A 12,897-nucleotide genomic window follows, 5' to 3' on the forward strand; every position below is an offset into this window, starting at 1 on the left:
CCCCAAAAGCGGTCGCCGCCAACAGTTCGCTCATCTATGTCCGCCTATTGGCGCAAGGCGAACAAGGCTCGACGACTGCGTTCGACCCTAAGTGGTCGTGCCTTGTTTTTGATCGTACTCGGCTGAAGCAGCGACGAGCGCTTCAATATCATCGGCTGAAACGAATGACTTCAAGGCGTCGAACTTAGCCTCGTGCCATTTGTAGATATCGAGCTCGAGAAGCTTCTTGACTGTGTCTGCCGGAAAACGCTGGCGAATGGGAGCGGCAGGGTTACCAGCCACGATCGTGTAGGGTGCAACATCTTTCGTGACGATAGCCCCAGAAGCCACCACCGCGCCTTCGCCAATAGTGACGCCCGGCATGATCATCGCCCGCATTCCAATCCAAGCTCCGTCGCCGAGCGTGGTGTCGCCCTTACCGATGTAAGCATCACGAATGACCTCAGGAAACGGATAAAGGCTGAACCAGTCGGTCCGGTGCGTGTGATTGCCACCCATCAAAATGACAGCTTCTGCACCGATGCATACGTAGTCGCCTATATAGAGCTGATCGATTGGCCACATGGGTTCCCATGTCTTGAGGCTGTACTCATCTCCATAGTGATAGCGAACGACGCTCTCCTCGAATGAGCCTGTCCACGCAGCGCTGTAATAGCTGTGCGTCCCACGGATATGGATGTTCGGATTTTTCACGGTCTCGTGCAGGAGTTCTACCACGGACCAATGTTTCGACGGGCCGCTCTCTACCATATTACAACAACTTTCTGTGGGCTGGCTGTACGAGTTGGATCGACGCTTTGAGGACGATCTACGGGTTGGTTGCGAATACAAGGACGAAGACGAGCCTATTCGCCCTTCCACTCCGGCATCCGCTTGCCGAGGAAGGCGCCGATGCCCTCCTTCGCATCGTCGCGAAGCATGTTGTCGACCATGACCGACACGGCCTTGTCATAGGCTTCGGGCAGCGGCAGCCCGGCCTGCGCGCGATAGGCGGCCTTGCCGATTTTCAGCGCCTCCGGCGACTTCGACGCGATCACCGCGGCGTACTTGTCGACGACCTGGCGCAGGTACTGCTTCGGCACGATGCGGTTGACGAGGCCGAAATCCTTGGCGGTCGAGGCGTCGATCGTCTCGCCGGTGAGCAGCATTTCCATCGCCTGCTTCGGGTGTGCCGCTCGCGTCACCGCCACCATCGGCGTGGAACAGAACAGGCCGATGTTGACGCCCGGGGTGCAGAAGGTCGAAGTGTCGGTGCAAATCGCCAGATCGGCGGTGGCGACGAGTTGACACCCTGCCGCCGTCGCGAGCCCGTCGATTTCGGCAATCACCGGCTGCGGCAGGCCTGCGATCTTCAGCATCAGGTCGGCGCACATCCGCAGCGTCTTTTCGAAAAAGGCCCCGCCGTTGTCGGCATCGGAGCGGTGCGCGGTCATCTCCTTCAGGTCGTGGCCGGCGGAAAAGATGTTGCCGGTCGAAGCCAGCACGACCACGCGAACGGCCCCGTCCGCGGCTGCTGCGTCCAGTGCCGCAGACAGCGCCTCCATCAGCGCGATCGACAGCACATTGGCCGGCGGATTGTTGAGGGTGAGGCGCAGGACCGCACCGGTCTGCTCCTTCAGCACCAGCCCGCCGGCATCCTCTTTGCGCAAGTGCACCACATCGGCCATGGCCATCTCCCGTGTCGTCGTCGTCGTTGAACCGTGGTACGCGGACGGGAGTGGCCTTTCAAGTGTCTCTGGCTAAGCTCCTCGCCAGTCGGACCTTTCGCCAATTGCCGCCGGTCGGCCTTGACCTCTAAGAAAGCTTGAACCGAAAGAAATGGAGACCAGCATGGAAACCAAACTCACCCCGGTCATGACGGTCTCCGAACTGAACCGTTTTCTCGAGACCGATTTTCCCGAGATTCACACCGACGGCAAGCTGTTCGAGGTGACGGCAGTCGAACCGGGCAGCGTGACGATGCGACTGGCACCGTCGGAGAAACACCTGCGTCCGGGCGGCACCGTTTCGGGCCCGACGATGTTCGCGCTCGCCGATGTCACGGCCTATTGCGCGGTGCTGGCCCATATCGGTCCGGTCGCTCTTGCCGTCACCACCAATCTCAACATCAATTTCCTGAGAAAGCCGGAGCCGGGCGCCCTCTCCTGCACCAGCCGGCTCCTCAAACTCGGCAAGCGACTCGCCGTGATCGAGGTGTCGATTTCGACGGGAGTAGACGACGAACTGGTCGCGCACGCCACCGCAACCTATTCGATTCCGCCGCGGTAACTTGTGGTAACATAATACCGCAACAATAAGCCATTGAATCTAAACGTTTATTTAAACAACTACCTGAAACCCCGCGCTTGACGCCCGGCGACGCCTCGCCTATAAGCTGGCGCGGATCGCGGTCCTCACGGGCCGCTTTCGTTTTTGGCATATTTCAAGCCTGCCAAGCCAAGCAACAAGAAACGCCCGGGCATCGTCTCGGGTCCGAACGAAAAGAGTTTTACCATGGCAACCTTCGTACAGAAGCCCGCCGAGGTGGAAAAGAAGTGGATCATCATCGACGCCGAAGGCCTCGTTGTCGGTCGCCTCGCCTCCATCATCGCAAATCACCTGCGTGGCAAGCATAAGGCCACCTACACCCCTCACGTCGACGACGGCGACAACGTCATCGTCATCAACGCCGAGAAGGTCGCGCTGACCGGCAAGAAGTACTCCGACAAGACGTACTACTGGCACACCGGCCATCCGGGTGGCATCAAGGAGCGCACCGCTCGCCAGATCATCGAAGGCCGCTTCCCGGAGCGCGTTCTCGAGAAGGCCGTCGAGCGCATGGTTCCGCGCGGCCCGCTTGGCCGTCGTCAGATGAAGAACCTGCGCGTCTATGCAGGCCCGAACCATCCGCATGAAGCACAGCAGCCGACCGTCCTCGACGTCGCCAAGCTGAACAGCAAGAACGTAAGGAGCGCCTGATAATGGCTGACCTCTCTTCCCTGAAGGATCTCGGCGCGGTCGCAGCCGCTCCGGCTTCTGCCCCGGTTCACGTCAAGAAGGTTGACGCCCAGGGCCGCTCCTACGCGACCGGCAAGCGCAAGGACGCCGTCGCCCGCGTGTGGATCAAGCCGGGCTCCGGCAAGATCACCATCAACGGCAAGCCGCACGGAGCCTACTTCGCCCGTCCGGTCCTGCAGATGATCCTGCAGCAGCCGATCGTCGCTGCGGCCCGCGAAGGCCAGTTCGACATCGACGCAACCGTTGCCGGCGGCGGTCTCTCCGGCCAGGCCGGTGCCGTTCGTCACGGCCTGTCCAAGGCGCTGACCTACTTCGAACCGGGCCTGCGCTCGGTCCTGAAGAAGGGCGGCTTCCTGACCCGCGACAGCCGCGTCGTCGAGCGCAAGAAGTACGGCAAGGCCAAGGCCCGCCGTTCGTTCCAGTTCTCGAAGCGCTAATCGCGCTCGCGGATCACGCATCTGGAAGGCGGGGCTTCGGCCCCGCCTTTTTCTTTGCCCTGTGACTTGGTGAGGCACACCGGCCCCGCGGGCCAATAAATTCGCACTCCTCCCCCCTTGCCATCCGTCCGCCGATTGTCCACGTTCCCGGCGCATTTCAGGAGGACAAATTGGCCAACAAGACCATCGATCACGCGATTACCGCGAAAACGCTCAAGAGCGCTGCCTCGGACCCGACGCATGCCGGTATCCTCTCCTTCATGCGCCGCCGCTATACGAAGAGCCTGAAGGACGTCGATGCCGTCGTCTGGGGCATCCCCTTCGATGCAGCCACCTCCAACCGTCCCGGCGCGCGCTTCGGGCCGCAGGCGATCCGCCGGGCATCGGCGATCATGGACAACGATCCGCAGTATCCGTTCCAGCAGGATCTGTTCGAGAACATGGCGGTGATCGACTACGGCGACTGCCTGCTCGACTACGGCAATCACCAGAAGACGCCGGCCACGATCGAGCGCGAGGCCGCAAAAATTCTCAAATCCGGCGCCTTCCTGCTCACCCTCGGCGGCGATCATTTCGTCACCTGGCCGGTGCTGAAGGCGCACGCGGCGATCCATGGGCCGCTGTCGCTGGTGCAGTTCGATGCACACCAGGACACCTGGGGCGACGAGAAGGGTCGCATCGACCACGGCTCCTTCGTCGGCCGCGCTGTCAAGGACGGCGTCATCGATCCCGACAGTTCGATCCAGATCGGCATCCGCACCCATGCGCCCGAGGACTGTGGCATCCGCATCATGTACGGCTACCAGGTCGAGGAAATGACCGCCGACGCCATTGCCGATACGATCCTGCGCCATGTCGGCGACCGCCCCTGCTACATGACGTTCGACATCGACTGCCTGGACCCCGCCTACGCCCCTGGCACGGGCACGCCCGTTTCCGGCGGCCCCTCGAGCGCCAAGATCCTCTCCGTGCTGCGCAAACTCGGCGCGCTGCACATCAAGGGAGCCGACGTCGTCGAGGTCGCGCCGGCCTATGACCACGCCGACATCACCGCCATCGCCGGCTCGACGATCGCGATGTACATGCTCGGCCTGCGGGCCGGCTGGCTGGCCGAACGGCGTTAGACCGGCCCGGCAATACGCGCGCATTGAAAGCGCCATGGGGAGGCGTTATAGCCTCTCCATGGCGAACGGCTGGCCGCGCTGGGCACCAGTGCATGGCGGCAGTCCTGACCCAGAGCACCCGCAGCCCGGCAGACTGAAAGGCATCCCCATGAGACCGAAGATCTTCATCGATGGCGAACACGGCACGACCGGCTTGCAGATCCGCACGCGCATGGCCGACCGCACCGACGTCGAACTCCTGTCGATCCCGGAAGCCGAGCGCCGCAACAATGCGATGCGCGAGGACCTGCTCAACAGCGCCGACATCGCCATCCTCTGCCTGCCGGACGACGCCGCGAAAGAGGCCGTCGCCATGGTGGCGGGCAGCAACAGGGTGCGCATCATCGACACTTCGACGGCCCACCGCGTCCATCCGGACTGGGCTTACGGCTTTGCCGAGATGGATTCGCGCCAAGCCGAACGGATCGCCGGAGCCCTCTATGTCGCCAATCCCGGCTGCTATCCGACCGGCGCGATCGGCCTGATCCGGCCGTTGCGTGCCGCCGGCATCCTGCCGGAGGACTACCCGATCACCGTCAACGCGGTCTCCGGCTACACCGGCGGCGGCAAGCAGATGATCGCCCAGATGGAAGATGCCGACAACGCGGACCACATCGACGCGCCGCACTTCCTCTACGGCCTGCCGCTGAAGCACAAGCACGTACCGGAGATGCAGGTGCACGGGCTTCTGTCCCGCGCGCCCCTCTTCTCCCCCTCCGTCGGCAAGTTTCCGCAAGGGATGATCGTGCAGGTACCGCTCTATCTGGCGGACCTCAACGATGGCGCTTCGCTTGGCACCATTCACGCGGCACTCGCCGACCATTATGCCGGGCAGGACATCGTCGAGGTCGTCGACCTGAAGGAGAGCGCCAACCTCGCGCGCATCAACGCAGTGGAACTGGCGAATACCGACCGGATGAAGCTCTACGTCTTCGGCACCGCCGGAGCGCCGCACGTCAACCTCGTGGCGCTGCTCGACAATCTCGGCAAGGGGGCCTCGGGGGCTGCAGTGCAGAATATGGATCTGATGCTGGGGAACTGAGCGGCCGAATACGACCGATCGGCATCCGACAGATATGCAGAAGGGCGTCGGTCCAAGCGGGACCGGCGCCCTTCGTTCATTGTATTGCTACATTTCCGGCGGTGGCGAGCCCAGCCTGTCACGCCCCGACTTCGATCCGCGCCTCTTTCGGATACGGGCCGACGAAACCGCGCCAGTGGGCGACGGCAAAGCCGAGGACGATGAGCGCGCAGCTCTGATGCGCAAGCGCCCACCCAAACGGCACCTGCCAGACCAGCGTCAATATGCCGATCAACGCCTGCAGGCTGATGAGACCGAACAGCAAGACGGTGCGGCGGGCATGGGTGGTATTAGGTGCGGCGCGCAGCGAGGCGATCATGTGCACAAGGGCCAGCGCCCAAAGTATATAGGCGCCACAACGATGGATGAACTGAACCGTCTTGGGGTTTTCGAACAGGTTGATCCACCACGGCTGCTGGATAAACAGGTCGCCCGGGACGATAGCGCCGTCCATGAGCGGCCAGGTGTTGTAGGTCAATCCCGCATGAAGCCCCGCGACGAGCGCACCGAGATAGATCTGAAACAGGGCCATGCAGGCGATCGCCGCCGCCATTCCCCGCGATCGCGCCGTCGGCGCCCGATCGTCACTATGCGGTGACAGGCCGCGCATTATCCAGGTGCAAGCAGCAAAGATCAGACAGGCGATGACGAGATGGGTGGCGAGCCGGTACTGGCTGACGGAGACCCGTTCCGAAAGCCCGGACGACACCATCCACCAGCCGATAAAGCCCTGAAAGCCGCCGAGGGCCAGCAAGCCGACGAGCGGCCAGCGCAAACGCCGCTCGATCCGTCCGGTCGCCCAGAAGAAGACCAGCGGCAGCGCGAAGACCAAGCCGATGGAGCGGGCGAGGATCCTGTGCCACCACTCCCACCAGAAGATCGACTTGAAGCTCTCCACGGTCATGTCGCTGTTCAGCTCGGAGTACTGCGGAATGCGCTTGTAGAGCTCGAACTCCTCCTGCCATTCGGCCGCATTCAACGGCGGGATGACGCCGTGGATCGGTTTCCATTCCGTGATAGAAAGGCCCGATCCGGACAGCCGCGTCGCCCCGCCAACGAGCACGAGTGCAAACAACGTCAGCAACACTACGGCAAGCCAGCGGCGCACCAGCCGGCGGTTACGGTCGTTGCGATCAATGTCGCTCAACAGCTGCTGTTCTGTCGCGGCGGCGGCGGTGGTGGTCATGGCGGCTCCTGTCTTATCGGCGTTGATTTGCATCACCGTGCCATGCAAAACAAGCCTGAAACCTTTGCGGCATCCGGTCGCGGCGATTTTGCCGGCCTGCCCGCGCAACGAAATGAGAAACTCGATGCCCCCTCGCCTGCGCAAACTGATCGGCACAGTCCTGATTATCATACTCGTCATCGTCTACGCGCTGGTCGCGACGACCGTGGCATCGCTGACGCTGGCGACATCGCCCTGGTGGGTCCACATGCTCTACTTCTTCTTCACGGGGCTGCTTTGGATTCTCCCGGCAATGCTGATCATCAAGTGGATGGAGAAGCCGTCCAAGCCGCGAGACTGACGGACGGCCGGCCGCACTGGCCCAGCAGCAAATCCTGCGCATGCGAGACGTTAGCGTCTTGCTAACCGTGGCGGCCGTTTTTGGCGGACAGATCCCGCCGCTGGCATGGATGTAAACCAGTTACCGATCATCCCGACGTAAGGTCGACAACGGCAGCGTAGCCGCGAAGGGATGCAATGGGGCTGGACATGCGTGCAATGCAGCTTGATTTCCAGGTCATGCCTGCGGACGGGGACGTCCTGGGCAAGCTGGCGCGCTATGCCCCCGGCGCCGAGCGGCGTGCGTCCGTCATTCCCTTTACGATCCAGTTGCACAACCGGATGGAGCCGCTCGAGGCGACGTGGCGTCGGCTGGAGGCGGGCAACGATCTCTCCCTGCACCAGAGCTATGACTGGTGCCGCGCCTGGGCTCAAACGCACGACAGTCGCCTCCTCATCGTCGAGGGGGTTCATGCGGGCCGGACGGAGCTGATCATGCCGCTGGAAATCGTGCGCCAGGGCCCGGTCCGCACGGCGCGCTTTCTCGGCTCCCGTTTCAGCAACATCAACACCGGCCTCTATACGGAGAGCTTCCGGTCGCTCGTCTCGCCGGCGATGCTGCGCCGGGCGCTCGATCAGGCACGCGGGCAATTCTCACGCCATTTCGACCTGTTCATGCTGGAGAACATGCCGCTTCATTGGCGCGGACACGAACATCCGTTCTCGCACCTCCCCGCCGTGTTGAACCAGAATGCGGCCTACCAGTTGCCGCTTCTTGCGGACTTCGATGAGACACTCACACAGTTGAACGCCAAGCGGCGGCGCAAGAAGTTCCGCCAATCCGAGCGCCGATTGGAGGCGCTCGGAGGGTATGAGCATCTCATTGCCGAAACACCGGGGGATACCGGCTCCACGCTTGACCAGTTCTTTCAGCAGAAGGCGACGCGCTTCGAAGCCCTTGGATTGCCCAACGTGTTTCGGGATGACGAAACGCAGGCATTCTTCCGAACCCTAGTCCGCATGCCGGCAAAGAGAGACGCGTATGCCTTGCAACTGCACGCCCTGCGGATCAAAAGTGGTGACGAACAGGGGAGGATCATCGCCATCGCTGGTCTTTCGCGCAAAGGCGACCACGTCATCTGCCAGTTCGGCTCGATCGACGAGACGTTTGCGCCCGAGACCAGTCCGGGTGAATTCCTGTTTCACCTGATGATCCGGAAGCTCTGCGGCGAAGGCGTCGCTGTGTTCGATTTCGGCATCGGCGATCAGGCGTACAAGCGTTCCTGGTGCACCATCGAAACGCGTCAGCACGACCTGCTCTGGCCGACGACGGCTGCGGGCAGTGCGATCGCAGCGCTGCACCGTGCCAAGGCGAACGTCAAGCGCACCATCAAGCAGAACCCCCGACTGTACGGCTTCGTCCAGCGGCTTCGCTCGGGCAACACGGATTTCCGCGAGAACCCCGTCGATGGCGACCCGAATGACGCCGAAGGGAAACCGCTCTAAGCCGCCCGGCGCCCTGGATACCGTGGTGCCCCATCTCCAGTCATCAGCACGATCTCGCTGTATCCGGCATCGCCGAAGGCGTTGATAAGCTCGACGAGCCGGTCCTCATCGGCATCGGGGATCGAAAGTATGATCTCCGCCGTGCCGGACCGGGTCAGCCGGCGTACGCCCTCCACCTCCGCCGCCCCGCACTCGACGAGAACCGTGTCGTAGGCATCAGCCAGGGCGTCGATGATCATCGACAGCCGGTCGATGCCACGCATCGCCCGTTTGATGTTCGCGTTGCCGCGCGCGACGATATGCGCCTTCGATTCCTCGTCACCGTGAATGATGTCCGAGAACGCCGCATCGCCGACGAGAAGATCGGTGATCCCGGGAAGCCAGGTCGTCGCCGCCATCAGCCGGGTCGGGCACGCGGAGCCGGTCAGGTCGACCAGCACGGTCTTTCGCCCGCTGTTCGAGATAGTCCGGGCAAGCGCCACGGTGGCGGACGAGCCCGGATCGCCGGACGGCGAGATGGTGATAGCAACGGCCACATCGCTATCGATCAGATGGCGCGCCACGGCTGCGACCGTGAAATTCGCGTCTTCTTCACCGTCTCCGGAAGGCTGCGTATCCTGCGGAGACAATCCCGCAGGCTCGTCGGCGTTAAGCCCGACCAGAAACGGCTCATGGGCTGGACTGTCCCCCTGCGCGGCGATGTCCACATTCGTCAATGCGCGCCGCGCTGCAGCCACGTCGGCCCGCGTGGCGTTACGCCCGGTAATGGAATCGTCGTCCGAGAAGCCGTTTTCCGGTTCCCGCTGCGCCGGCGAAACGGGCTTGAGCGCTCGTCCGCTGAACAGTTCCGCCAGCATGATGGCAACGACCGAGAGGAGGAACCCGGCCAGGCCGCCGACGATCGTGATCGGCAGCACCTTCGGGAACTGCCGTTCGGTCGGCGGCACGGCTGCCGAGATGATCCGGGCATCCGCGGGCGTCGCGTTGGCGCCGGTGCGCGAGGCCGCTTCGCGGTAGCGCGCAAGATAGGTCTCCAGCAGTTGACGCTGTGCCGTCGCCTCGCGCTCGAGCGCTTTCAGCCCCACCTCCTCTTCACCCGCGCGCGCCGAATCCGCCTTCAGCGTGTTCAGTTGCTGCACGAGCTGCTGCTCGCGCAGACGGGCGACCTTGGCCTCGTTCTCGAGGCTCGCGAGGATCTTCGACGTCTCCGCCTTGATCTGGCCGCGAATGCCGGCGAGCTGCGAGCGCAGCCCCTTCAGACGAGGGTGCTGATCGAGCAGCGACGTCGTCAGATCGGAAATCTGGCCCTGCAGCTGCGCCTCGGTCTCCTTCATCCGCTGGATCATCTGGGAACCGACGACATCGCTCAGCGTATCCGGCTCGCCGCCATTCTTCAGCACGGCCCGCACGCTCTCCGCCCTCGCCTCGGCCGTCGCCTTTTCCGTCCGCACCCGCGCAAGCTCGGTGGAAATGTCGTTCAGCTGCTTCACGGCGAAGGTGGCGTTCTCACCGGTGGGCAGCAGGTCGGAACTGGAGCGGTACTTCGCCACCTTCTCCTCGGCCTCCCGCACCTTCTCCCGCAGATTGGCGATCTCCGGTTCCAGCCAGCGCGTTGCCTCCGAATTGCTGTCGAGCTTCGCACCGCTCTGCAGCGAGAGGTAGACTTTTGCTATCTCGTTGGGGATGGAGGCGGCGAGCATCGGGTCCCTGGAGGTGAATTCGATCGCGACGACGCGCGACTTCTCCGCCTGGTAGACGATCAGCTTTTCCTGGAATTCCTTCAGCACACGCTCTTCCGGCGGCAGGTCGAGCGGATTCTTCTTCAACCCGAACGCCACCAGTATGTCCGACAGGGCAGACGGATTGGCGGTCGGATCGAACTCGGGCAGTTCATAGAGCTTCATGTTGCGGGCGACCTGCTTGATGAGGTCCGCTGATTTCAGCAACTGTACCTGGCTGGCCACGCCCAGTTCATCGATCGCCGGTTCACGCCCGACACTCCGGTCCGCACTGGTCGTGAATTCGGGCTCGCGCGCCTCGATCAGCAGGCGGGTTTCGCTGCGATAGGTCGGCGCGATCAGGCTGGCAACTCCGAAAGCGATGCCTGCGGATGCCACAGTGGCAAGCAACACCTGCCGACGGCGCCGCCAGATCGCACGCACCAGCCCGCCGAGGTCGATATCGACATCGTCCTGAGCTCCGTAACCGCCAGACATCTGCTACTCCATGAACACGCAACTGCACGCGCACGGTAAACAATCATGGTAACCTAAGCGTTAATGCCGGACATCAGCCACAACCGCCCAGAGCCGCCGCCAGAGAAATCGACATCCACCCGTTGCAGATTTACCGGCTATTAACCCTAACGGATTGATAACAGTGAGCGAAACGAAGCACTTCCGGCAGGCATGGGCGAAATGGCATTCGCAAGGACAATCAGAGTCGCGATCATTGCGGCGGCGACGCTCGCGCCGGCCATCGTTGCCGGCTGCAGCGGCTATCGCCCTGCCCCAAAAGCCTTTCAGGAAGCGACGATCCAGCCCTACCGGCTCGACAGCGGCGACCGGTTGCGCGTCACCGTGTTCGAACAGGCGAACCTCTCCAACACCTACCTGGTGGACCAGGCCGGCTACATTGCCTTTCCGCTGATCGGCTCCGTGCCTGCGCGCGGCAACACCATCCAGGAGATGGAAAGCATCATCGCCGGCAAGCTGCGGCAGGGATATTTGCGCGATCCGGACGTTTCCATCGAAGTCGCCAATTATCGCGCCGTCTACATCATGGGCGAAGTCGGCCAGGCCGGCCAATACAGTTATGTCGCGGGCATGACAGTGCAGAACGCGATCGCAGTCGCCGGCGGCTTCTCACCGCGGGCGAACCAGGCGAATGTCGACGTCACACGCAAGATCAACGGCAAGATCATCACCGGCCGCGTATCGATCTCCGATCCGATCATGGCCGGTGACACGATCTATGTCCGCGAGCGGCTGTTCTGACGCCCATGGCCAGCGAGCCTCCACTGCGCATCATCCATTGCTTCCGCTCCCCGATCGGCGGGATCTTCCGGCACGTGCGCGACCTCGCGGAATACCATGCGCGGCAAGGCCATGATGTCGGAATCGTATGTGACAGCAGCACCGGCGGCACCTATGAGGACGCGTTGTTCGACGAGATCCGGCCGTTCCTGTCGCTGGGGATCTTCCGCTTGCCGATCCGCCGCTCGGTCAGTCCGGGCGACCTGCGGGCCTTGTCGGGCAGCTATCGTGAAATAAGAAGTTTGCAGCCGGATGTGCTTCACGGGCACGGCGCCAAGGGCGGCGCCATTGCCCGGCTCATCGGCTCAGCGTTGCGGGTGAACAGGTATCGCGTAGCCCGCCTTTATTCGCCGCATGGCGGCAGCCTGCATTACTCCCGCGCCACGATGACGGGAAATGCGGTGCTCCGAACCGAGCGGCTGCTCGAACCCTTCACCGACGCCCTCGTGTTCGTCTGTGATTTCGAGCGCGAAGCCTACGTTGCCAAGGTCGGCAAGCCCCGTTGCCGAAGCGAGCGCATCTACAACGGCATCAGTGACCGCGACTTCGACACGATTTATCCGCACGAGGGTGCGGCCGATTTCCTCTATATCGGCATGCTCCGCGACCTGAAGGGGCCGGACGTCTTCATCGATGCCTTCGCCAAGACCGAGCGGCGGGTCGGACGACCACTCTCGGCATTGATGATTGGCGACGGCCCGGACGAAGAGAAATACCAGCAAACGATGCTGCGTCTCGGCCTGGGCCGGCGGATCGCGATGATGCCGGCGATGAAGGCCCGTGAAGCGTTTGCAATGGCACGCGCGATCGTCGTCCCCTCGCGGGCGGAATCCATGCCCTACATCGTGCTTGAGGCGCTCGCCGCCAATGTGCCGGTGATTGCGAGCCGCGTCGGCGGCATCCCGGAAGCTCTCGGCCAGGGCAACATCGCATTGGCCGAACCCGCCGATGCCGACGCGCTCGCAGCGACGATGGCACGCTCGGTCACCGACCCGAAGTGGCGGACGCAGGTGATGCCGGACCCGACTTCCTTTAAGGGCAAGTTTTCAGCCTCCGTCATGGCGACGTCGATGATGAAGCTCTACCGCGAACTGCTGCCACGCCCCGGCTGCCAGACAGGTTGTACGGTTTCGCCCCACCTCGCGTAAGCGGTTTCTTAGGGGCTTTCTGCTAT

Annotated in this window: 13 protein-coding genes; 9 read left to right on the plus strand and 4 right to left on the minus strand. The window is 62.9% G+C overall.

The genetic code is table 11. The annotated features are described in order from the left end of the window. Positions 1 to 87 precede the first annotated feature (87 nt). Entirely contained in the window at positions 88 to 717 is a 630-nt protein-coding gene (locus J2Y48_RS24045; protein WP_310423726.1) for a CatB-related O-acetyltransferase, read from the minus strand. A 128-nt stretch (positions 718 to 845) separates the two neighbouring features. After that, a complete protein-coding gene (locus tag J2Y48_RS24050; protein ID WP_310423729.1) occupies positions 846 to 1,667 on the minus strand; it encodes an enoyl-CoA hydratase in 822 nt (273 codons plus the stop codon). 151 nt (positions 1,668 to 1,818) lie between these two features. Between J2Y48_RS24050 and J2Y48_RS24055 the strand changes: the two genes are divergently transcribed. From J2Y48_RS24055 to argC, 5 genes are all read left to right on the plus strand, one after another. Then, the gene (locus J2Y48_RS24055) at positions 1,819 to 2,268 is read left to right on the plus strand and encodes a PaaI family thioesterase (protein ID WP_405030310.1); all 450 of its coding nucleotides are present in this window, start codon (positions 1,819 to 1,821) and stop codon (positions 2,266 to 2,268) included. A 225-nt stretch (positions 2,269 to 2,493) separates the two neighbouring features. Next, complete coding sequence (gene rplM, locus J2Y48_RS24060; RefSeq protein WP_310423735.1) at positions 2,494 to 2,958, plus strand: 50S ribosomal protein L13; 465 nt, start codon at positions 2,494 to 2,496, stop codon at positions 2,956 to 2,958. A 2-nt stretch (positions 2,959 to 2,960) separates the two neighbouring features. Then, positions 2,961 to 3,434, plus strand: a complete 474-nt coding sequence (gene rpsI / locus J2Y48_RS24065; protein WP_310423739.1) for a 30S ribosomal protein S9 — start codon at positions 2,961 to 2,963, stop codon at positions 3,432 to 3,434. A 170-nt stretch (positions 3,435 to 3,604) separates the two neighbouring features. Next, entirely contained in the window at positions 3,605 to 4,558 is a 954-nt protein-coding gene (speB, locus tag J2Y48_RS24070; protein ID WP_310423742.1) for an agmatinase, read from the plus strand. Positions 4,559 to 4,706: 148 nt separating this feature from the next. Next, positions 4,707 to 5,639: an N-acetyl-gamma-glutamyl-phosphate reductase gene (gene argC / locus J2Y48_RS24075; RefSeq protein ID WP_310423745.1), complete on the plus strand. Its 933-nt coding sequence runs from the start codon at positions 4,707 to 4,709 to the stop codon at positions 5,637 to 5,639. 118 nt (positions 5,640 to 5,757) lie between these two features. Here argC and J2Y48_RS24080 read toward each other — a convergent pair whose 3' ends face one another. Further along, positions 5,758 to 6,864 (minus strand): COX15/CtaA family protein, encoded by a 1,107-nt coding sequence (locus tag J2Y48_RS24080; protein ID WP_310423748.1) that lies wholly within the window; start codon positions 6,862 to 6,864, stop codon positions 5,758 to 5,760. Between the two features lie 124 nt (positions 6,865 to 6,988). On the opposite strand from J2Y48_RS24080, the gene J2Y48_RS24085 reads away from it, so the two are divergent. Both J2Y48_RS24085 and J2Y48_RS24090 read left to right on the plus strand, forming a co-directional pair. Next, positions 6,989 to 7,204: a DUF2842 domain-containing protein gene (locus J2Y48_RS24085; RefSeq protein ID WP_310423751.1), complete on the plus strand. Its 216-nt coding sequence runs from the start codon at positions 6,989 to 6,991 to the stop codon at positions 7,202 to 7,204. Between the two features lie 197 nt (positions 7,205 to 7,401). After that, on the plus strand, positions 7,402 to 8,688 hold the full coding sequence (locus tag J2Y48_RS24090; protein WP_310423754.1) for a GNAT family N-acetyltransferase: 1,287 nt from the start codon (positions 7,402 to 7,404) through the stop codon (positions 8,686 to 8,688). Here the strand turns inward: J2Y48_RS24090 and J2Y48_RS24095 are convergent. Then, positions 8,685 to 10,904: a Wzz/FepE/Etk N-terminal domain-containing protein gene (locus tag J2Y48_RS24095; protein ID WP_310423758.1), complete on the minus strand. Its 2,220-nt coding sequence runs from the start codon at positions 10,902 to 10,904 to the stop codon at positions 8,685 to 8,687. The two genes, J2Y48_RS24090 and J2Y48_RS24095, sit on opposite strands and share 4 nt — an antisense overlap. A 201-nt stretch (positions 10,905 to 11,105) precedes the next feature. Here J2Y48_RS24095 and J2Y48_RS24100 point away from each other — a divergent pair, with 201 nt between their 5' ends. Further along, a complete protein-coding gene (locus J2Y48_RS24100; RefSeq protein WP_310423760.1) occupies positions 11,106 to 11,684 on the plus strand; it encodes a polysaccharide biosynthesis/export family protein in 579 nt (192 codons plus the stop codon). Between the two features lie 5 nt (positions 11,685 to 11,689). Then, entirely contained in the window at positions 11,690 to 12,871 is a 1,182-nt protein-coding gene (locus J2Y48_RS24105) for a glycosyltransferase family 4 protein (RefSeq protein ID WP_310423763.1), read from the plus strand. Positions 12,872 to 12,897: the final 26 nt, after the last annotated feature.

It is taken from the genome of Mycoplana sp. BE70 (assembly GCF_031455855.1).
Lineage (GTDB): Bacteria > Pseudomonadota > Alphaproteobacteria > Rhizobiales > Rhizobiaceae > Mycoplana.

Bases quoted from the DNA above. Each gene is read 5' to 3' on its own strand.
- argC (WP_310423745.1), top strand. From the start codon at position 4,707: ATGAGACCGAAGATCTTCATCGATGGCGAACACGGCACGACCGGCTTG.
- J2Y48_RS24100 (WP_310423760.1), top strand. From the start codon at position 11,106: ATGGCATTCGCAAGGACAATCAGAGTCGCGATCATTGCGGCGGCGACG.
- rplM (WP_310423735.1), top strand. From the start codon at position 2,494: ATGGCAACCTTCGTACAGAAGCCCGCCGAGGTGGAAAAGAAGTGGATC.
- J2Y48_RS24055 (WP_405030310.1), top strand. From the start codon at position 1,819: ATGGAGACCAGCATGGAAACCAAACTCACCCCGGTCATGACGGTCTCC.
- J2Y48_RS24050 (WP_310423729.1), bottom strand. From the start codon at position 1,667: ATGGCCGATGTGGTGCACTTGCGCAAAGAGGATGCCGGCGGGCTGGTG.
- J2Y48_RS24095 (WP_310423758.1), bottom strand. From the start codon at position 10,904: ATGTCTGGCGGTTACGGAGCTCAGGACGATGTCGATATCGACCTCGGC.
- J2Y48_RS24105 (WP_310423763.1), top strand. From the start codon at position 11,690: ATGGCCAGCGAGCCTCCACTGCGCATCATCCATTGCTTCCGCTCCCCG.
- J2Y48_RS24090 (WP_310423754.1), top strand. From the start codon at position 7,402: ATGCAGCTTGATTTCCAGGTCATGCCTGCGGACGGGGACGTCCTGGGC.
- J2Y48_RS24080 (WP_310423748.1), bottom strand. From the start codon at position 6,864: ATGACCACCACCGCCGCCGCCGCGACAGAACAGCAGCTGTTGAGCGAC.
- rpsI (WP_310423739.1), top strand. From the start codon at position 2,961: ATGGCTGACCTCTCTTCCCTGAAGGATCTCGGCGCGGTCGCAGCCGCT.
- J2Y48_RS24085 (WP_310423751.1), top strand. From the start codon at position 6,989: ATGCCCCCTCGCCTGCGCAAACTGATCGGCACAGTCCTGATTATCATA.